We start from the raw sequence: 19,396 nt of genomic DNA, 5'->3' as shown, positions 1-19,396 counted from the left end.
AAGCACTTGAATAGTTTTTTATATGCCTGGGTATTCCGAGAAAAGAGAATAAATTATTGTATCCGTTGCAAACTTAAACTGACAAAATGAAAATGGGACAAGTGGTGACAACGGAGATATGAAGAGCTGCCTACCTGCTATTTCGGCTAAGACCATTGTACTTGCAATATTTATTTTGATCTTTAGCAATGGAGCCTGTTTCCGGTCCGTTCATGCCGATCCGTCGCTGCCTATTGTAGCGGATGAGGGGGTCTATTCGATTGAGGTCTTTCCGCGGGAGCACCGGCTCGTTGTACGGAAGCATGGAATGGTCATCAAGACCTATCCGGTTGCGGTCGGAAATCCGTCGACACCGACACCCGTAGGTGAATACAAGGTGGTGTACAAAGGGAAGGACTGGGGCCCTTCGTTCGGTCCGCGGTGGCTCGGGTTAAATGTGCCCTGGGGCAATTACGGTATTCATGGCACCAACAAGCCCTATTCCATTGGTCAGCACTTGAGTCACGGCTGTATCCGGATGGGTAACAGCAGTGTTATTGAATTGTACGATCTGATTCCTCTCGGAACAAAGGTTACGATATACGGACATGTGTTAGGGGATCCGGGACATAATCCGAGGGAGCTTGCGGAAGGCGATGTCGGAGGAGATGTGCAGTTAATCCAGTCGCGCTTGAAGAGCGCCGGATATTTTAACGGAGCCTGCAATGGCAAGTTTCGTTCAGATACGACAGCCGCTCTGAAAAAGTTTCAGAAAGACCGCCATTTGATTCAGCATGGAGTCGTTTCGGGAAAAGTGTATGAGGAGCTCGGTCTGTTGGAGTAACTACGCTCCAGAGTATCGGGGTACCGCACAGAGTACCTGAATCAGCTTCGAAGAAAGCCCCGCTATGCGGGGTCAGTCTGTTGAGAAACCTGAAATTGTGAAAAATTGCTTCAGTACCCCGTAGCCTGGCCACACTATGTGTTTTTTTATTATTATAGATTATAATTTCGGGGCTCCCCGCAAAGTACCTGAATCGGCTTCGAAGCCAAGGCCTCACTTTGTGGGGATATTTTCTGGCTACTCCTGCAATGCCGCACGCCATTGGCCGATCAGACGTTCACGGACATTGGCGGCTATATCGAATCGGTAGGAGGGGTATAAGTTTTCCAGCTTTACAGACGCGAGCAAAGGGTTAGCAGGAATATCGGGCGTTACAGGGAACGAGAAGGCCGTATTCATATAGTCTGCCTGCACCTCCCGGGACAGCATGAAATCGACCAGCTGCTTCGCGGCGGCAAGGTTATTACCGCCCTTCAGGATGGAGATGCCTCCGATCTCCCAGCCTGCCTGGTGCGGGATGGAGGAGAGGATGTCATATCCCGAGTTTTTGAACCGCAGCTGGTCGCCCAGGAAGCTGACGACAGCCGCAACCTCGCCTTCAGCAAGCCGCTGGGCGCTGGTAATCCCGGCGAAGGTGGTGGAATTGCTTTGTTTTTTCAGCTTCTGCATCAGCTCGATCGCTTCAGGTTCACCGCGCTGCTGAGCAAGCGAGGCGAGAAGCGTATAGCCGGTCCCGGAGGTCTCCGGGTCGGGAATTTGGATCTTGCCTTCGAGCTCCGGACGAAGGAGATCTTCGTACTGTTCCGGCAGAGGAAGGGAGGCAAGCTTGGGATCGTGCTGCCAGACCGTCTGGTTGACGCCGATGGCAAGAGCACCCATGTACATGCCTGTCCAATAACCGTCGCTATCCTTATATTTGGACGGAATGCTGTCTATGGCTGGAGAGAGGTAGCGTAAGGATTTGTTCTTGTTCTTAAGCTGCTCATGCAGGTCGGCAGGGCCTCCGAGGACGACGTCGATTCCCGTCTTCCCCATAGCAATGAGACGATAGCTTGCCTCACCGCTGGACATGCGGATGAGCTCATAGGGCTGATCCGTCTTCTTCTTAAACTTCTCGAGCAGGATACGCCCCTCGTCCTCCTGGAAGACGACGTACACCTTAAGAGGCTGGTTGCTCTTTTTTTCGCCGAAGAACATGAACCCGGCAAAGGCCAATACCCCCGCCGCAAGCAAAATAAGCCATTCTTTTGTTCTCATGTTGTCTCTCTCCCCTCATCCGAACAGCCAAAAAAGGAAACGAAGGTTTCCTTTTTTTCATCATTTATTAAATTTCAAGGCTCCCTGCAAAATACCAGAATCAGCTTTATGTTTTTTCGGTTTCACCCTATATTATGAACCGGTTTTGATCAAATGTATTTTATCGGCGGCGGCGCTGATCGTGACATTGCCTTCAAATCGGGTCTGACCGATATCGTAGACGTCCACGATCCATTCCTTCCTCGTATCGTCAAGAATAAAATAACGCTCCTTCTCGCCAAGAAACATCGAGGACTTCACGAAGCCGCTGACGATAAAATCCGTATCGCTGACGGCGGCATTGATGCGCATCGATTCAGGGCGAATGCTGAGCAATACCTGCTCCCCCGGCTGCACTTGTTCCTCGCTGTTCGCCGTGCAGGTTCTCGCTTTATCTTTGATCATATACTCCACCGTAGCTTGCCCTCCGGCTGTATGGCGTACTACCGCATCTGCGAAATTGGTCGTCCCTATGAAATCGGCGACATAAGGAGTGCGCGGCTTATAGTAAATTTCGTGAGGGGTGCCGTATTGGTCGATGGCTCCTTTGTTGAAGACGACGATATAATCTGACATCGACAAGGCTTCCAGCTGATCATGAGTCACGTAGATGACCGTCAATCCAAGCTCCTGCTGGATCGTGCGCAGCTCCACGCGAACCTCCTCGCGAAGCTTGGCGTCCAGGTTGGAGAGCGGCTCGTCAAGCAGAATGATCGGGGAGTTCATGACCAGCGCCCGCGCCATCGCGACGCGCTGCTGCTGGCCCCCGGACATTTGGTGCGGGTAGCGCTCCTCGAGGCCTGTCAGCTTGACTTTGGCGAGCGCTTCCTTGACGCGCTCTTCTACTTCCGCCTCGGGACGCTTCTGAATATCCAGACCGTAAGCGACATTATCGAATACGGTCATATGAGGGAAGAGAGCGTATTCCTGAAATACCATCGGCGTGCCTCGCTTATACGGCGGAAGATCGTTGACAAGCTTGCCGTCGATAAGGATCTCTCCCTCATCAATCGTATAAAATCCTGCGATGGAACGGAGCAGCGTAGTTTTGCCGCAGCCGCTCGGTCCAAGGAACGTGATGAATTTGCCGCGCTCAATCTTCAGATCAATCTGCTTGAGGACGTGATTATCGCCAAACACTTTATTGACATTTCTTAAATCCAGTAATACTTGCGAGCTCATGCGCCTCACTCCTGACGGGTTAGAAATCGAATATTTTGACCTTCGAACGGAAAATAAGCTTCATGATACCGAGTGTTAACAGTGTCGCTCCCATTAGGCCGACAGCCACGGCGGCCGCCCAATAGTAGGTTCCGGTCTCCGCATAATTGAAGATGGAGACGGCGGCGACGACCCATTTGGGGGTAATCAGGAACACGATGGTGCTCAAGGTATTCATATTTTTCATAAAAGCGTAGACAAAGTTGGCGACCACCGTCTTCTGCAGCATCGGGAAGACAATCGTCGTCAGTGTCCGTCTGCTATCCGCTCCCAGATTCGTAGCGGCTTCCTCAATCGATTTGTCCACCTGCTTGAATGCGGCAGTTAACCCGCGGTAGCCGACCGGCATTTGCTTCAGCAGCATGGCGACAATAATCAGCACGGCGGAGCCTTGAAGCACGATAGGTCCCGAGCTGAACGCAACGATCAGAGCCAAGCCGACGAAGGTCCCCGGAAGGGCAATCGGCAGAACCGCGACGAAATCGAGCGCTCTTTTACCCGGAAACGGCTTGCGTACGATAACATAAGCCAGCACGAGGGCGAAGGCGACGGCCAGAAACGAGCTGACCAGCGACAGCACAAGGCTGTTCATAACGGCAGGTGAGGACGGATTGAATACGATTTTCATAATATGGTCGAGCGTAAAGGTGTTATCCCGCCCGAAGTTGTTGGTGAAAGCAAACAAAATCGTAATGGCGAACATCGACAGGATGAAGACCGACATGATGCTGTTGAAGGTAAACAAGGCGATGTCGGTTTTACGGGAAGTCGTAACCCGGTTAAGACCCGAGACAGGCTTGCCCGTAATGGTAGAATAAGAGCCTTTGGCCAGCAGCTTGTTCTGAATGGCGAAAACGAGCAGGGCAGGGATAACCAGAATGATCCCCATGACCGAGGCAAGTCCCGGTTCGTTATTAATAATTTCTCCGTAGATTTCAACAGCCAGGAGCGAATAATTGCCCCCGATCAGCTTCGGATTCCCGAAATCTGCAAAGCAGTTGATCGCAACGAGAAGGAACGCGTTGATGATTCCCGGCAGCGCCAGCTTCATCGTAATGGTACGAAACAGGTAGAAGCCGCGGGCGCCCAGATTTTGAGCGGCGATTTCCAGATTCGGTGAGATCGCCCGGAGTACGCCGGTAATGGTCATGTAAGCAAGCGGGAAGTAGGAGATCGTCTGCACGATCCAGAGTCCCGGAAGACCGTAGAGGTCAAGCTCCACGCCGAACCATGATTTCATCCATTGAGATACCATGCCGCCCCGTCCGAACAGCAGCAGGAAAGCAAGCCCGGTCATGACCGATGGAGCAAGAATGGGGAGAAAGGCAATGAACCGGAAAAACTTTTTCCCCCGGATGTTGCTGTAATGAATCGAATAAGCATATATAAATCCACACACCGTTGCAGTCAGAGCAGACAAGGTAGAGCTGACGACCGTGTTAAACAGGGCTGTACCGTACCGGCTCTTGCTGAAAAAGGTTCCCCAGCTGTCAGCGCCTGGCAGTGCAACGACATAGAGGAGCGGGTACACGACAAAGAGGCACAGCACGGCAAAGCTGATCAGAACGAGAATCAGGGAAGAAGGATCTCGGGCCAGCCGGCCGACGGATGCGCTCATGCCCGTTTTTTCTGTTATCATAGGGGCTACGACCACCTTCCGAATACGTTGTAGGTTAAAAACGGGGAGTCTGCCGTGAACAAGCTGTGGCGAAAGACTCCCCTGTGTGTCCCGAAAAATACCTCTATCGTTACTTCAAGTCTTTCAAAGCGTCCTGCAGCTCTTTGCGCTGTTCGGCAGCCTTCCATAAGCTGTAGGATGTATTGTACTTCGTTGTTTTGATATCAATGCCGTTCTTCGGAACGGGAACGCCCGGCTTCACGGATACCGCCATTGCGGATTCGCTGTACAGCATGCCCGGCTCATTGGTCAGCATGTAGTCCATTAATTTTTTGGCATTGGCAGTGTTCGGTCCGCCCTTCACGATGGCCAGGCCGCCTACCTCATAGCCTGCTGCTTCAGGAACGATACTGACGATCGGATTTCCCTGGTTTTTGATCTTCAGTTGATCGCCTAGGAAGGTGACTCCGATGGTGTATTCGCCTTTGGCGGCTTTTTGGATCGGCTCGATGCCGGATTTCGGTCTTTCCTTCAAATTAGGGAGTAGCTGCGCCACATATTTCAGCATTTCATCCTTGCCCCATACCTGGGCCAGAGAAGCTACGGCTGTGTACGCCGTTCCGGAGGTCGCAGGGTCGGACATGCCGATCTCGCCTTTAAACTTAGGGTCGAGCAAATCCTTGAACGTTTGCGGATAAGGGGACGTACCGTATTTCTCTTTCCAGCGCTGCTCGTTGATGCCGATGGCAACCGGGTTCAAATAAAATCCGGTCCAGAACCCGTCTTTATCCTTCATGTTATCAGGTATGTCCTTCGCGTTCGGGGAGATGTAGCTCTCCAGCGCGCCGGCTTTCTTAAGCACCTCGTGCGAATCGGCAGGTCCGCCCATCAGGAAGTCCGCCTGCGGCTTGCCCATTTCATTCTGCACGCGCGTTACCGCTTCGCCGCTCGGCAGCCGGAGCACTTCGTAATCAATGCCGGTTTCCGCCTTGAACTTATCCAGAATCTTACGTGCTTCTTCTTCCTGGAAAATCGAGTACACTGTAATTTTGCCCTTGGCCTTATCGCCGAACATGCCCGATTTGTACAGGAAAAATCCGGCTATCAGGACAATGACAGCCACCGAAGCGAATATCACGGAACTATTGCTTTTCTTTCTAGCCATTTCTACCAACCATCCCCTCTGTTCATTAGGAGGCTTCTTTTAGCTTGAAATAGGCTTTATGGTTCGTCTCGTCGAGCAGATCAAAGACAATGAAGTAAGCGTTATCATACCGGTCGATATGCAGCCAATGCTTGCGGTTCTTCTCCTCTTCGGCAAGCTGCACGACAAAGTGGGAGCCCGGCGGTTTATCGGAGAAATCAAAATGGCTGAAGTCGATAAGCCGCACGGCGGTTCGCATTTGCTTTGTCAGAACAGCCCGTTCCTCTTGGGATAGCGGAGTCAGGGAGCCGTTCTCCAGCCGGAAAACCTCATGCCCCGCATTGTCGATCGCTCCTCCAACCGTATCTGCAGTGAGCGTTTTGTCGATCAGCATATTCTGCAGCTTGCGGATCTCCGCGCTGACATCGAGCGAGTTAACCGAGTCGGAGCCGAAGAGAAACCCGCTCGTTCCGATCTGGAACGACATATCCTCCTGGTCGAGATAGGCGACAGAGCCCGTCAGCAGCATACGGGAAGCGTTTGCGCGATTTTCCTGCCGGCCGGAGCTAAGCAAGCGGGCAAACGATTCCTTCCACGTGATCAGCTCTTTGGGGTCTTCTATGGAAATCGTGCCTATCCCCGGGTAAGTAATGTTCATCCTCATCGGGACGCCGTCGAACATATCGCGGCCGTTCAGCTCCCTCGGGATGATTCTTACTTCATCCATGCCAATGCGGAATACATAAGCGAAGATGCCAATGAGCGTACAGCCGATAACGACTTGCAACAAGATGAGACGCAACCATGAAAGCCCTTTCTTCTCCTCTTGCATGTAGAATACTCTCCTTTTATCTCAAAAAAATCGTAGGTTTGTATCAATTTTGTAACAAAACAGGGGCGGGCAATAGGCGTGTCTGAAAATGCAGCTGTACGATGGTGCCCTCTCCAGGACAGCTGCGGACATCGATGCTTCCGCCCTGCAGCTCCATCAGCTGCTTGCACAGGAGCAAGCCAAGCCCATGGGAATGCCTTGTGACCGGCCGCGGCTCCTTTTGCTCGGCAGGAAGAAACAGAGCGTGTACCTCCTGCTCGGTCATCCCTCGTCCATTGTCTGCGATACGGATGATGCAGCTGCCGGCTTCGTTGTCCGATTCGAGCTCTATGGACAGCTGCGTACATTCACTGTGCTTGATGGCGTTGTCGATCAGATTGAAGAGCACCTGCTGGGTGCGTTTGGGATCAAAATACGCCGGACAGGCTTCAGACGCAAGAGTCGTTCCGATCATTGATTTTTGCAGGGTAGGCTCCACGATACGCAGACTGTCTGTAAGGACTACGGCCAGATCGGCATGCTCAAGCTGTATTCTCCAAGCCTCGTCCCCTTTAAGGGAGGATTGGAGCAGATCTTCGACCATCTGCAGCAGACGGGTGCTTTCTTTGCGAATGTACACGTTGCAGTTACGGATATCGTCGACCCGATCGAGCTTGTCTATCAAATCGGAAAAACCGATAATCGAGGTCAGGGGCGTCTTCAATTCGTGCGTCACATTGTCGTAAAACGTTTTTTGCTTGCCTTGCTCGTAATGCAGCAGCTCGATATGCTCCTGAAGCGCCTGCGACATCTGATTGAAGTCGTTGGCAAGCTCTCTCACCTCATCATGGCTGCGAACGACGATCTTGCGGCTGAAATCTCCGACGGCGACCCGTTTTAACGCCTGCTGCAGCGCATGAAGAGGCTTCATGATGAAGAGCGAGAAGGAATAACTGGCCAGCAGAGCAATAAGCAGGCAGCCAAGAGCTACTCCAATAAACCAGCTGCGCATTTCCGTCAAGGTTTGATCGTGCTGCTTCAGATCAAGCAGGTAACGGAAGCCGCCGACGATATTGCTTCCGTAACTAAAAGGGGATGCATAAATTAACAGCTTCATCCCCTCCACCTCCGTAATGACCGATGCGGTCTGTCCTTCCAGCGCGGCATCGATGTCGCTCCGCTTGATCAGATCCTCCCGGTTGCCGCTGTCCCCGACGATCGTTCCTTCAGAATCGAACAGCTGCACCTGAAAGTTGCTGTTGGCTGCCAGATGCGATGCGATCAAAGGAGCGTAGGCGCCTGAAAACAGCTGCTCAATGCTGATTTTTTTGTCGTTCACGATTTTGAGCGCTTCGATCCGGTGAAGGGAGTAGTACTGGCTCAAGGTCTGCGTATCCCTCTCGATCATGCTTTTGCTCAAGGTGTAATTGATGACGACATACATGGCGGCGAGCAGCATGATAATCGTAATCATATGCTGAATGAAAAATTTATTCCGCAATCTCATAGTCTAGGCCTCCAGCTTATAGCCCGTCCCGTGAACCGTGGCGAGGATATGCTCATGAGGCTTCAGCTTCTCCCTGAGGCGATTCACGAGCATATCCACGGCGCGCGTCTGACCGTAGTAATCATATCCCCAGACTTGATCGAGCAGATGCTCCCGGGAGAACACCTTCTTCGGATTTTTGCACAGCAGCCACATGAGCTCGAATTCCTTGCTCGTCGTCTTCACAAGCTTGCCGGCTACCTTAAGGGTGCGCTCGGCACGGTCGATCTCCAATACGCCAATCTGCAGTAAATCAGACGATGGATTTGTATCCGCTTTCATCCGACGCATGACGGCGCGAATGCGAAGCACCAGCTCCCGCGTTTCAAAGGGCTTCGTCAAATAGTCATCGGCTCCCAACTGGAAGCCTAATATTTTATCATTCATTTCGTTCTTGGCCGTAAGCACGATAACCGGAATATCCTTGTAAGCAAGACGCAGCTGCTTCAGCAGCTCGAATCCGGATTGGTCGGGCAGCATCAAATCCAGCAAAATCAGGTCGATAGAGCTTGAGGACAGCTCGCGAAGCCCTTCGCTGACCGTACCCGCAACGATAGGGCGGAAGCCTTCGACCTCAAGGCTCAGCTTCAGCAGCATTTGGATGCTGGAGTCATCTTCGATGATTAATATGTTCACATCCTGGCTTCCTTTCCGTAGACGATAATAGTACTTATTCTACACGAGTCCTTTGTGTTGTAAAGCTTGGATGTGTGGAAAAACGTGGGGAACGGTGCTTTGAAGTAACAACTGAATAGGAACTACCAAGTTCCTCCGTTGCGCTGAGGTCATTATTCTGATACTATCAAGATATAAATAATTAGATGTCTAATAATTAGTTGTTTAAATACCGTTAACAATCCAAATACGTTAGGAGAATGAAATATGGGAAGATTAAATAATAAAGTAGCGATCATTACAGGCGGCGCTTCGGGTATCGGAGAAAGCATGGGTGAGCTGTTTGCGCAAGAAGGTGCCATTGTTATTGCCGCAGATATTAATGAGGCAGCACTTGAGAAAGCAAGTCAGAAACACAATATTTACGGAATGAAATTGAATGTTGCTTCGGATGAGGATTGGCAGGCGCTGGCCAAGGAGGTCTACGATCGCTTTGGCAAAATTGATATTCTTGTCAACAATGCAGGCATCTCATCTGAGAAGCCATTTGAGGAAATCAATGCTGAGGATTGGCAGAAAATGCTCTCGATAAATGGCTTTGGCCCGTTCGCAGGGATGAAGCATGTTGCTCCTTACATGGCGGCCCAAAAGAAAGGTTCTATCATCAATATTTCTTCTTACACCGCCTTGATAGGTCAAGGCTTTAATCACTATTCGGCATCGAAGGGCGCAGTTCGCGCATTATCCAAAGCTGCCGCTACAACCTTTGGCCGTCAAGGCATTCGGGTGAATGCTCTATTCCCCGGGATCATTGAAACGCCAATGACGCAAGCTTTAAGCACCTCAAAGGATCTGCTGAGCCGATTAATCCAGGCAACACCTTTGCAGCGGTTAGGACAAGCTATCGATATTGCCCAAGCCGCATTGTTCCTTGCTTCAGATGAATCTTCGTATATTACAGGCTCAGAAATAGTCATTGATGGTGGATACTCGGCTCAATAACGTGTAAGATAATGGCAGCTCTTCATTTTTTAATGGGGGCTGTCGTTTATATTCCCAGGAGGATGGTATGGAAGAGCAGACCCTTTTCGAGCTTATACACAACATGGATCAGTTTACCAACCAATTGATTGTCCAATGGAACAAAACTTTCAGTGAGGACCTTGGTATTTCTCATGTTCTGGTGCTCAGCCATTTAAAGAAACATGGCAAGAGCCGGCCTTCGGATATTGCAAAGCAATTAGGCTTTACCCCTCCAACGCTTAGTTATTTATCCGAAAAGCTTGTCGCTAAGAAATTAGCTGTCCGAATAACGGATGAGTCTGATCGCCGAATTGTTTATTTGGGCATTACCGACAAAGGGACGGAGGTTCTTAACAGAGCCACCCTGGAGGGGCAAAGACTGCGTACCGATTTGTTTAAAAAACTAACCGAGCAGGAGCGGAGCCAGCTGGCCAACCTGTATAAAAAGCTGAATAGCGAAGATTAGATTAAGCTCAAGTCAATAAGAAAAAATATAAAATGATGCCCCTACGCATTCAACGAAGGGGCTCTTTGCGCATTCAATTTACCTGAAATCCGGCGGAATTCTGCGGGCCACCCCGGTCAGGATAGCGGCCTCGATAATGCCTTTGCGGACGTTGGTGACAACACGCTCGTTGAATATACTTGGGATAATGTAATGCTTGTTCAGCTCCGCTTCCGTCACGACGGAAGCGATGGCGCGCGCCGCCGCGAGCTTCATCGGCTCGTTGATGGTTTTGGCCCGGCAGTCCAGCGCACCGCGGAAAATACCGGGGAATACCAGCACATTGTTGATCTGGTTGGGATAATCGCTTCGCCCTGTAGCAAATACGGCTGCATGAGGCAGCGCTTCCTCCGGATCAATCTCCGGCTTAGGGTTCGCCATGGCGAATACGATGCTGTCCGAAGCCATAGTCTGAATATCTTGTGCGCCGAGAATTCCGCCTCTGGATACCCCGATGAACACATCCGCTCCCTTGAGTACGTCCTTGAGCGTTCCATCCTTGGCTTCAACCTGCGGCTGCTCGGCTAGCCACTGCCACATGGGGTGATCGTAAGCTCCTCCCCGAACAATGGCTCCCTCCCGATCGACGGGAACAAGACGGGTTACACCGGATCCGAGCAGCATTTTGCAAATAGACACGCCGGCGGCCCCGATCCCGTTAACGACGACGCGTATTTGATCCATACGTTTGCCGACGACCTTAAGAGCATTCAATAGACCGGCAACGACCACTACTGCGGTTCCATGCTGATCGTCGTGGAAGACGGGGATGTCGAGCTCTTCTCCCAATCTTCTTTCGATTTCAAAGCAGCGCGGCGAGCTGATATCCTCCAGATTAATGCCGCCGAAGATCGGGCTGATCGCTTTAATGGTCCGGATAATTTCCTCCGTATCCTTCGTATCGAGACAAATCGGGAACGCATCCACGTTAGCGAGCTGCTTGAACAGCATCGCCTTGCCCTCCATGACGGGAGCCGCAGCGTGAGGCCCGATATCCCCCAGACCCAGCACGGCCGTACCGTCCGTGATAACGGCTACCGTATTCCGCTTAATCGTGAGCGAGAACGCCTTTTTCGGATTTTCATGAATGGCGGTGCACACCTTGGCTACACCCGGGGTGTAGACACGCGACAGGTCCTCGCGGTTTTTGATGGGCAGCGTAGGCTGGGTCGTGATTTTGCCTCCCAGATGAACCAGGAACGTCCGGTCCGAGACGTTGATGAGCTTGATGCCTTCAAGCTTAGATAACGCTTCGATCACGCGGGCTTCGTTGGACTCGGCTACATCGACCGTAATATCGCGTATCGAGGATTCTTTTCCTGCCCGAATGACGTCGATAGAGCTAATGTCTCCCGACGCTTTGCTGATGGCCGAAGCGACATCGCCGAAGGTGGTGGTCTCGTGGATCAGCTCCACGCGTATGACTATGCTGGTATGTGACATTTCTCTCATCCAATCCCTGTTATGTATTCATGCTGTCATAAGCAGTATCCGATTGCCGGCATAGGAAAAGTGTTGGAAGGCATACCGGAACATCCGGCTCCTAATCGGCTGATTTCGGAAAAGGTTCCGAATATTAGGCTTCCCCAAAAGGGACTAATAAAAATCGGAAGAAACCATTTTGCCTTTCCCCAAATAAAAAAGCAGATGCTTGGCAGCGGGAATTCCGCTATCCAAGCTATCTACCGGTTTTCTTGAAGACGGGTTGTTCTAACTGAAGACGGAGAATAGCCCCGGTATTGCTTGAACTGCTTGGAGAACGCATAGGGGTCGGGATAATCAAGCAGGACCGACAGCTGTTTGACAGTCTGGTCGGAATGCTTCAGCAGGTATTCCGCATAGTCCATTCTTGTTCGAATCTGATATTCCTTAACAGACATACCGAAGGCCTGCCGGAACAAGGCGGATACATATTTGGGAGACAGGCAGGCAACCTCGGCCATTTGACTAAGACTAAGGCGTTCCGCCGGCTGCTCATCCATGACTTGCTTCAATCGAAGCAAGCCGGGATGCAGCGATAGGGGCTGGTTCGGCGCCTTCAGCTCCTGCAGCATGCCGGCCAGCGTTTCGGCAACGGCCGAATGGCACAGGGTGTCCTTGATGACGGAGGCTGGAAGCTGGTTGTACGTATGCACCTTTTCAAAAAGCTGCTGCATGGCAAAAGCGTTGCCCGGAGAAAAATGCAGATAGAAGGGCTCGGCGTTATACGCAATTAGCTGCTCCTCTGCCGGGGAGTATAACTGGAAGCGGGTGGGGATAATCCGAAAAGGGATGTCTTGATTCCGGAACGCCCGATGCCGTACCTGGTTCGAAATGAAAAGCACATGGTTGTGGGATAAATCGACCGCCGTATCCTCGACGATATAGGTTCCGGAACCGGAAACGACGTACAGCATATGAAATTCGTTCAGCACCCGTTCGCGAATCATCCAATCGGTCTTCACGCTTACGTTGTAGCTGGCCAAAATGCGAAAGATATAAGGGGAGGCAAGCAAATCGCCGAGCAGCCGTTCGAGCCCCTGGATAGCCTTAGAAGGAGTATGCCTATTTGACATGATGGACCTCCGTCATTCTGATGATACAACCATCATAGAGGCTGGGAATACAGGCCGTCAATGAAGAAGGGAAAATATTCTGGTAGGCGAATTTGACATGACGGTTCAGCGAATCTGACATGGGACTTTGGACGATATTCCTGTACCCTATTCCTAGTAAAGGAAAAGCTTAGGGGGAATACGATGTCCAAGCCGAATATTCTGTTTATCATTTCGGACGATCACCGTCATCAGTCGCTTCATTGTGCCGGGGACAAGTCCGTACGCACGCCGAATTTGGATGCCCTTGCATCCAAGGGCACCCGTTTTGAGCAGACGCATACGATGGGCGGAAAGAGTGCAGCGGTATGCATGCCCTCCAGAGCCAGCCTCCTTGCCGGGGCGAGCGTCTTCCGCTGCGTCAAGGAGAATGCGCTGGATCCGGGGTATGTGTTGTGGCCCGAAGCGCTGCGTCAAGCCGGTTATTACAGTTATGCCATCGGCAAATGGCATAACGGCGCCGAGGCGTTCTACCGCTGCTTTGCCGGGGGGAGCCGCATCTTTTTCGGCGGGATGAACAGTCATTATGCAGTACCGCTGAAAGAATACCATCCTGGGGAAAAAGACGCTCCAGGCGAAACATACACCTTGAACGAGCATTCCACGGATATTTTTACGGAAGCGGCGGTTCAATTTTTGGATGAATACGACCGCAGCGAGCCTTTTGCGTTGTATTTGGCCTATACGGCTCCTCATGATCCCCGGACGGCTCCGCCGGAATTTCGCTCGTTATATCATGACGAGGACCTCCCATTGCCTCCGAATGTGCTTCCGGAGCACCCGTTCGATAACGGGGAGATGTCGGTAAGGGATGAAAAGCTGGAGGCTTGGCCCAGAACCCCCGAAGCGGTTCGCAGACATCTAGGCGATTACTATGCGATGATCACCCATATGGATGACGGAATCGGGAAGGTGCTGCGCAAGCTAGAGGAACGGGGCCTAATGGAGAACACGATCGTGGTTTACACGGCCGATCACGGTCTTGCTATAGGGCAGCACGGTCTAATGGGCAAGCAAAATATGTATGATCACAGCATTCGCATCCCGCTGATCATGCAGGGGCCAGGAATCCCGCAAAGTCGCATCGTCCCGGACGTGCATCTCCAGATGGATTTTTACCGGACGCTTTGTGAGCTGACCGGAACGGAGGTTCCGGCAACAGTGGAAGGCTTGTCCTTGCTGCCCGCTATGCACGAGAAGGCTTCCTCGCAGCCGATCCGTCCCACCGTGTTCACAGCGTATAAGGACCTTCAAAGAATGGTGAAGGATGAGCGGTGGAAGCTGATTTATTACATTTCACCGGTTTCTGATCGTAAGGTTCGGGTACAGCTGTTCGACTTGAACAAGGATCCGTGGGAAACCGACGATGTATCGGGAGATCCGGTAAATCGTGGGAAAATCATCGAGCTGCATCGAGAGCTGACCGAATGGCAGAGATGGGCAGGCGATTCCCTGGAGGTACCGTTTTATCCGGAAGAAGCTTGAGCAGCTGAAGCCTGTCCCGAATGAAACCTATATGAAACCATATGATGTAATGGATTTACCTCAAGGTCCTGCTTCCCGCAAGCAGGGCCTTTTTGTGACATATGCTTTGAAGCATGACCCCCACAGCTTAACAGGAATTTAATAGGCAGAAATGGTAACTTTTCATGCTCTTCCATCGTCTAATTCATATTGCCGGTAATTGCTGCTAACGGCAGCAATACGGAAGTTGTACATAAGAGATTCAGAAAGCATTCATAAGGATTTTGAACTTATTAAGAGGGTGGCTCGTCCATAATTGAGGTGGCAGTATTGGAATCGGAAGCGAATTTGGAATATTTGAGATATTTATCGGCAAGCTCCGATAAGAAGGCGATATTGGAAGAGCTGATGGTCGCCTACGGCAAAGATGTTTGGAACTATGCCTTCAGCATGACGCGCAAGTGGGATCAAGCCGACGACATCACGCAGGAAGTATTTATCAAGGTATACCGCAATTTATATACATTTCGTCAAGAGTCATCTGTGAAAACATGGATTTTGACCATTACCCGCAATATGACAGTGGATTATCGGCGGTCGGCCTTTTACCGCAAAGTCACCTTGATGGATTACATAGCTCCTTCGAGCACGCAGCCGGCCACCGAACAAACGGTTATTGAGCAAATGACGGTTAACGATATGTGGAGGATGGTGCTGAAGCTGCCGGTCAAGTACCGCGAGGTGCTGCTGCTTTACGCACACTACCAGCTGTCGATGAAGGAGATTGCACAAATCCTGGGAGTGACAGAAGGAACGGTCAAGTCGCGATTATTCCACGCCCGCAAAAAAATGGCCAAACAAAAGGAGAATCAAAGCAATGGAGCCGATTGACGACGAGTTGAAGCAGGGGATGGCTGAAGGGCCATTCATCCGGCACGGTTTTTCGGAGGCGTTAAAGAAACGGATTGGGGAGCGCATCGACGAGCAGGATCGCAAAAAGAAGAAGAAGTGGATGCCTTGGAGTGCCGGTTTGTGCACGGCTCTTGCTGCCATAGCCGTTTTTCTTTCTTTCCATTGGTATAGCCCGTTTAATGAGCATGCACCCGAAACCGCATGGAACGAATCGCCGGCATCCAAGCCCGCCATACCGTTATGGAATACGACGATCAAGGCGGACCCGGTCCGTTCCGCCGTCTTGATCGGCTTAAGAAAGGATCACCCGGCTTCCGGGGGGAGTCCGGAATACAGCACGTACCGTACGCTGCTGCTGGCTGAGGAGCAGGGAGAGCTTCGGAAATCGGCAGAGGGCAGCGGCATTCTGATGCCTTACAAAACGGAGTTTTTGAGAATCGTTCCGCAGCGCTTGGAGAGCGCCGGCTCAGTCTACCAGAAGCTGTCCGTTGCTGTTGCAACGGAGAAAAACGTCGCTTCGGTGTTTGAAGCCAATCCTGCTCAGCAGCAGGTGAGGCTGTCGGAGAAGCTGCTTTTCGCCGGGAACCGGTATGTATCCGTCTCCCAAACGATGCAGCAGGACAAGGGGAAGGACGCGCCGCGCGATTACGTTTGGGTCAAGGATGTGGAGGATCTAACCAAAACGAAGCTGCCAGCTCAACCATTACCGGAGAATGAACCCCATGTTTCCTTGAGCAAGCTTTACGGTTACGCGCTGGCCCCGGATTTGCAGGATGAGAAGGGTGATAGCTGGGCGATTGCACGAAAGGAGGGGCAGTGGGTACCGCAGGTTGCCTCCTATCAGGCATCTCCCCTTGGGCTCAACCCGGTCAAACCGCAGCTTAAGGAGGTCGAGTTGAAGCTGCCCGATTCCGTCGTTTCCTACGATAAGCTGTCAGCCAGCTGGAGCGATATACGGCGTACCGTATCCGATGCCATAGACGCCTTTTCTTCGCCTAACGGGGAATTGGTGGGTATTGTCACCGCAAAGAATATTATCATGTATCCCTTTAAGGACCAACTGATTCCGGCGCCGCTGTTGTCCGTCAATCTGGATGCGGATGAGACCATTGTCATGATACAATGGGCTGTAGACGAGCCTTTCATTGACATATGGAAGAAGCGGGTCAGCCTGCTGCTTGGGAAATGATTTTATAACCCAATGGGGAACAATGATAGCTAGATAGATGATTTCTTACGGGAGTAGATTAGATGAAACGAATTACGATACTGGTAGCGGATGACGAGGCCGAGATTGCGGATCTGATTGCGCTGCATCTGGAGAAAGAGGGATACCAGATCATTAAGGTTCCGGATGGGAAAGAGGCCCTGCGCGTCATTCAAACCCAGCCGATCGACTTGGCCATTCTGGACATTATGATGCCCAAAATGGACGGATACGAGGTTACCCGTCTCATACGGGAGCAATATCATATGCCCATCATTTTTTTGAGTGCAAAAACGTCGGATATGGATAAAATAACGGGGCTTGTGATGGGGGCCGACGACTATATGATCAAGCCCTTCAATCCCATGGAGCTGGTTGCTCGAGTGAATGCCCAGCTTCGCCGGTATATGCAGCTGAACCGCCATTCCACCGATAACGAAGCCGTACTCGAGTCCGGCGGCTTGAGCATCTACCCCGATCAGCGGAAGGTGGTGCTGTACGGGGAGGTTATCGAGCTGACGCCTAAAGAGTTTGATATATTGCATTTGCTTGCCAGCCACCCCAAAAAAGTGTTCAGCGCGGATCATATTTTTCAGCAGGTATGGGGAGAAGCCTATTATGAGAGCGGCAATAACACGGTCATGGTTCATATTCGAACCCTGCGGAAAAAGATCGGGGACGACACCAATAAACATAAGCTGATCAAAACAGTATGGGGCGTTGGCTATACCTTCAATCCTTAAATCCACAGTACTCTATTTTTACACAGAAGCGCAGCGTACGGCCTGCTTAGGGGCAAGCCGTACGCTGCGCTTTCTTGAAGTAAGAGCTACCTCCCGAAGCGGGATTTACTTAAATTTCCATAATGATCGGCAAAATCATCGGTCTTCGGCCTGTGTTTTCGTATAAATAGCGTCCCAAAGCGTCCTTAACGCTGATTTTTAGCGAGCTCCATTGGTAAATGTTCTCGGCCTGCAATTTATTGATCGTTTCGGTTACAATGCGGTTGGCTTGATCGAGCAGAGCCTCTGATTGGCGAACATAGACGAAGCCGCGGGAGATGATATCCGGGCCGGATAAAATATGGCCCTCGGCTTTGCTTAGCGTGATGACGACGACAAGAATGCCGTCTTCCGAGAGATGCTTGCGGTCGCGCAGCACGATGTTGCCGACATCGCCGATCCCCCATCCGTCCACGAACGTGTTGCCTGCCGATACTTTTCTTGTTTGGGACGCGGTTTGATCTTGAATATCCACAACATCTCCGTTATGGAGGATGAAGATATTTTCCTTCTTGACCCCGACCGCTTCGGCTAACAGCCGATGCTGGTACAGCATGCGGTATTCCCCGTGGATCGGAATGAAATAAGTCGGCTTCATCAAGGTAAGCATCAGCTTAAGCTCTTCCTGGCTGGCATGTCCCGAAACGTGCATGCCCGTTACGGAGCCGGAGCCGTAAATGACATTGGCGCCGAGACGAAATAAATTGTCGACGATTTGCGCTACATTCCTCTCATTCCCCGGAATCGGGGTCGCCGATAAGATGACGGTATCCCCCGGCAATATTTTGATTTGCCGATGGGTAGAGGAGGCCAGCCGGGCCAGTGCGGCCATAGGCTCTCCTTGACTTCCCGTACACAGGATGGCGACCCGCTCGGCTTCCAGCCCTGCCACCTCTCCTGCTTCTACGAGCATGCCTTCGGGAATCTTTAGGTACCCCAGCTCCGAAGCGATTTTGACCACATTCACCATGCTCCGTCCGAGGACCGTCAGCTTGCGGTTGGTCATCGCAGCCGCATCGACAATTTGCTGGAGCCGGTGAACGTTCGAAGCAAAGGTAGAGATGACTACTTTTTGCCGCGCTTTGGTGAAGGCTTCCTCTATCGATTCTCCTACTTTACGTTCGGACGGAGTGAATCCCGGGCGTTCGGAATTCGTGCTTTCGGATAATAAAACAAGGACGCCGTTCTTGCCGATCTCCGCCATCTTGTGAATATCCGGGTATTGCTCATTGACGGGGGTCAGGTCGAACTTGAAATCACCCGTATGTACCACCGTCCCCTCCGGTGTCTGGAAGGCGATACCCAGGCAGTCGGGTATGCTGTGGTTGGTTTTGAAGAACGTCGCGCGGATGGACCCAAGCTCTACTTCCGAGTTCGAGGTAATTTCTATTAATTCCGTGTCGGCCAGCAGACCGGCTTCTTTCAGCTTGATTTCAATGAGCCCTATCGTCAGCCGCGTGGCATAGATAGGCATATTGCATTGCTTCAATATATAGGGGATTCCGCCGATATGATCCTCATGTCCATGGGTAACAATCAAAGCACGTACTTTGTCTTTATGTTCGATCAGATAACTGATGTCGGGGATAATCAGATCAATCCCCAGCAGGCTCTCGTCAGGGAATTTGGAGCCGCAGTCAATGACGACCATGTCGTCCTCATACTGTATTACATACATGTTCTTACCGATTTCATTCACGCCTCCAAGGGCGAAAATGGACAATTTCTTCTCGCTGCTCAACAAAGTTCCCCCCATCCGTGATTCCAGCCGTTTTCATGCATAGAGTGAGCCAAGCCGGGTTCTTGTATTCGTGGCAATTAGTGGTGCGCCGCAT

General features: G+C 51.4%; 17 protein-coding genes. 7 read left to right on the top strand and 10 right to left on the bottom strand.

From position 1 onward, the window contains the following. The first annotated feature begins 118 nt into the window (after positions 1-118). Positions 119-823: a L,D-transpeptidase family protein gene (locus B1728_RS22515; RefSeq protein WP_079912661.1), complete on the top strand. Its 705-nt coding sequence runs from the start codon at positions 119-121 to the stop codon at positions 821-823. Between the two features lie 237 nt (positions 824-1,060). Here the strand turns inward: B1728_RS22515 and B1728_RS22510 are convergent, their stop codons facing one another. The 7 genes from B1728_RS22510 to B1728_RS22480 all read right to left on the bottom strand — a co-directional run bounded on the left by B1728_RS22510 (position 1,061) and on the right by B1728_RS22480 (position 9,095). Further along, positions 1,061-2,080: an extracellular solute-binding protein gene (locus tag B1728_RS22510; RefSeq protein ID WP_079912660.1), complete on the bottom strand. Its 1,020-nt coding sequence runs from the start codon at positions 2,078-2,080 to the stop codon at positions 1,061-1,063. A 132-nt stretch (positions 2,081-2,212) separates the two neighbouring features. After that, positions 2,213-3,301 (bottom strand): ABC transporter ATP-binding protein, encoded by a 1,089-nt coding sequence (locus B1728_RS22505; protein WP_079912659.1) that lies wholly within the window; start codon positions 3,299-3,301, stop codon positions 2,213-2,215. A gap of 19 nt (positions 3,302-3,320) precedes the next feature. Further along, positions 3,321-4,979, bottom strand: a complete 1,659-nt coding sequence (locus B1728_RS22500; protein ID WP_079912658.1) for an ABC transporter permease — start codon at positions 4,977-4,979, stop codon at positions 3,321-3,323. Between the two features lie 109 nt (positions 4,980-5,088). Then, entirely contained in the window at positions 5,089-6,123 is a 1,035-nt protein-coding gene (locus B1728_RS22495; RefSeq protein ID WP_079912657.1) for an ABC transporter substrate-binding protein, read from the bottom strand. A 25-nt stretch (positions 6,124-6,148) separates the two neighbouring features. Then, positions 6,149-6,934: a DUF3919 family protein gene (locus tag B1728_RS22490; protein WP_079912656.1), complete on the bottom strand. Its 786-nt coding sequence runs from the start codon at positions 6,932-6,934 to the stop codon at positions 6,149-6,151. A 43-nt stretch (positions 6,935-6,977) separates the two neighbouring features. Further along, complete coding sequence (locus tag B1728_RS22485) at positions 6,978-8,420, bottom strand: HAMP domain-containing sensor histidine kinase (protein ID WP_079912655.1); 1,443 nt, start codon at positions 8,418-8,420, stop codon at positions 6,978-6,980. A 3-nt stretch (positions 8,421-8,423) separates the two neighbouring features. Beyond that, on the bottom strand, positions 8,424-9,095 hold the full coding sequence (locus B1728_RS22480; RefSeq protein ID WP_079912654.1) for a response regulator transcription factor: 672 nt from the start codon (positions 9,093-9,095) through the stop codon (positions 8,424-8,426). A 246-nt stretch (positions 9,096-9,341) separates the two neighbouring features. Here B1728_RS22480 and B1728_RS22475 point away from each other — a divergent pair, with 246 nt between their 5' ends. Next, a complete protein-coding gene (locus B1728_RS22475; RefSeq protein ID WP_079912653.1) occupies positions 9,342-10,076 on the top strand; it encodes an SDR family NAD(P)-dependent oxidoreductase in 735 nt (244 codons plus the stop codon). 67 nt (positions 10,077-10,143) lie between these two features. After that, complete coding sequence (locus B1728_RS22470) at positions 10,144-10,563, top strand: MarR family winged helix-turn-helix transcriptional regulator (protein ID WP_079912652.1); 420 nt, start codon at positions 10,144-10,146, stop codon at positions 10,561-10,563. Positions 10,564-10,641: 78 nt separating this feature from the next. On the opposite strand, the gene B1728_RS22465 is transcribed toward B1728_RS22470, so the two are convergent. Together B1728_RS22465 and B1728_RS22455 are read right to left on the bottom strand one after the other, a co-directional pair. Then, entirely contained in the window at positions 10,642-12,045 is a 1,404-nt protein-coding gene (locus tag B1728_RS22465; protein ID WP_079912651.1) for an NAD-dependent malic enzyme, read from the bottom strand. Positions 12,046-12,284: 239 nt separating this feature from the next. Continuing rightward, positions 12,285-13,157 (bottom strand): helix-turn-helix domain-containing protein, encoded by an 873-nt coding sequence (locus B1728_RS22455; RefSeq protein WP_079912649.1) that lies wholly within the window; start codon positions 13,155-13,157, stop codon positions 12,285-12,287. Positions 13,158-13,340: 183 nt separating this feature from the next. On the opposite strand from B1728_RS22455, the gene B1728_RS22450 reads away from it, so the two are divergent. From B1728_RS22450 to B1728_RS22435, 4 genes are all read left to right on the top strand, one after another. After that, complete coding sequence (locus B1728_RS22450; RefSeq protein ID WP_079912648.1) at positions 13,341-14,681, top strand: sulfatase family protein; 1,341 nt, start codon at positions 13,341-13,343, stop codon at positions 14,679-14,681. A gap of 309 nt (positions 14,682-14,990) precedes the next feature. Continuing rightward, positions 14,991-15,551 carry an RNA polymerase sigma factor gene (locus tag B1728_RS22445; RefSeq protein WP_256865466.1) on the top strand — a complete coding sequence of 187 codons (561 nt, stop codon included), beginning with the start codon at positions 14,991-14,993 and terminating at the stop codon, positions 15,549-15,551. Then, positions 15,538-16,761 carry a hypothetical protein gene (locus tag B1728_RS22440; protein WP_079912647.1) on the top strand — a complete coding sequence of 408 codons (1,224 nt, stop codon included), beginning with the start codon at positions 15,538-15,540 and terminating at the stop codon, positions 16,759-16,761. Before B1728_RS22445 ends, B1728_RS22440 begins: the two co-directional genes overlap by 14 nt. Before the next feature lie 62 nt (positions 16,762-16,823). Beyond that, positions 16,824-17,522, top strand: coding sequence for a response regulator transcription factor (locus B1728_RS22435; protein ID WP_079912646.1), 699 nt, complete (start codon positions 16,824-16,826; stop codon positions 17,520-17,522). 109 nt (positions 17,523-17,631) lie between these two features. Here B1728_RS22435 and B1728_RS22430 read toward each other — a convergent pair whose 3' ends face one another. Further along, entirely contained in the window at positions 17,632-19,317 is a 1,686-nt protein-coding gene (locus B1728_RS22430; protein WP_144027962.1) for a ribonuclease J, read from the bottom strand. Between the last annotated feature and the right edge of the window lie 79 nt (positions 19,318-19,396).

Origin of the sequence: Paenibacillus sp. 32352 (assembly GCF_002042965.1) — a bacterium.
GTDB classification, from domain to species: Bacteria; Bacillota; Bacilli; order Paenibacillales; family NBRC-103111; genus Paenibacillus_S; species Paenibacillus_S vulneris.
This window is presented reverse-complemented; position numbering and strand designations above follow the sequence as displayed.

Bases quoted from the DNA above. Each gene is read 5' to 3' on its own strand.
- B1728_RS22450 (WP_079912648.1), top strand. From the start codon at position 13,341: ATGTCCAAGCCGAATATTCTGTTTATCATTTCGGACGATCACCGTCAT.
- B1728_RS22510 (WP_079912660.1), bottom strand. From the start codon at position 2,080: ATGAGAACAAAAGAATGGCTTATTTTGCTTGCGGCGGGGGTATTGGCC.
- B1728_RS22495 (WP_079912657.1), bottom strand. From the start codon at position 6,123: ATGGCTAGAAAGAAAAGCAATAGTTCCGTGATATTCGCTTCGGTGGCT.
- B1728_RS22500 (WP_079912658.1), bottom strand. From the start codon at position 4,979: ATGATAACAGAAAAAACGGGCATGAGCGCATCCGTCGGCCGGCTGGCC.
- B1728_RS22485 (WP_079912655.1), bottom strand. From the start codon at position 8,420: ATGAGATTGCGGAATAAATTTTTCATTCAGCATATGATTACGATTATC.
- B1728_RS22430 (WP_144027962.1), bottom strand. From the start codon at position 19,317: ATGGGGGGAACTTTGTTGAGCAGCGAGAAGAAATTGTCCATTTTCGCC.
- B1728_RS22490 (WP_079912656.1), bottom strand. From the start codon at position 6,934: ATGCAAGAGGAGAAGAAAGGGCTTTCATGGTTGCGTCTCATCTTGTTG.
- B1728_RS22470 (WP_079912652.1), top strand. From the start codon at position 10,144: ATGGAAGAGCAGACCCTTTTCGAGCTTATACACAACATGGATCAGTTT.
- B1728_RS22515 (WP_079912661.1), top strand. From the start codon at position 119: ATGAAGAGCTGCCTACCTGCTATTTCGGCTAAGACCATTGTACTTGCA.
- B1728_RS22440 (WP_079912647.1), top strand. From the start codon at position 15,538: ATGGAGCCGATTGACGACGAGTTGAAGCAGGGGATGGCTGAAGGGCCA.
- B1728_RS22435 (WP_079912646.1), top strand. From the start codon at position 16,824: ATGAAACGAATTACGATACTGGTAGCGGATGACGAGGCCGAGATTGCG.
- B1728_RS22475 (WP_079912653.1), top strand. From the start codon at position 9,342: ATGGGAAGATTAAATAATAAAGTAGCGATCATTACAGGCGGCGCTTCG.
- B1728_RS22465 (WP_079912651.1), bottom strand. From the start codon at position 12,045: ATGTCACATACCAGCATAGTCATACGCGTGGAGCTGATCCACGAGACC.
- B1728_RS22455 (WP_079912649.1), bottom strand. From the start codon at position 13,157: ATGTCAAATAGGCATACTCCTTCTAAGGCTATCCAGGGGCTCGAACGG.
- B1728_RS22505 (WP_079912659.1), bottom strand. From the start codon at position 3,301: ATGAGCTCGCAAGTATTACTGGATTTAAGAAATGTCAATAAAGTGTTT.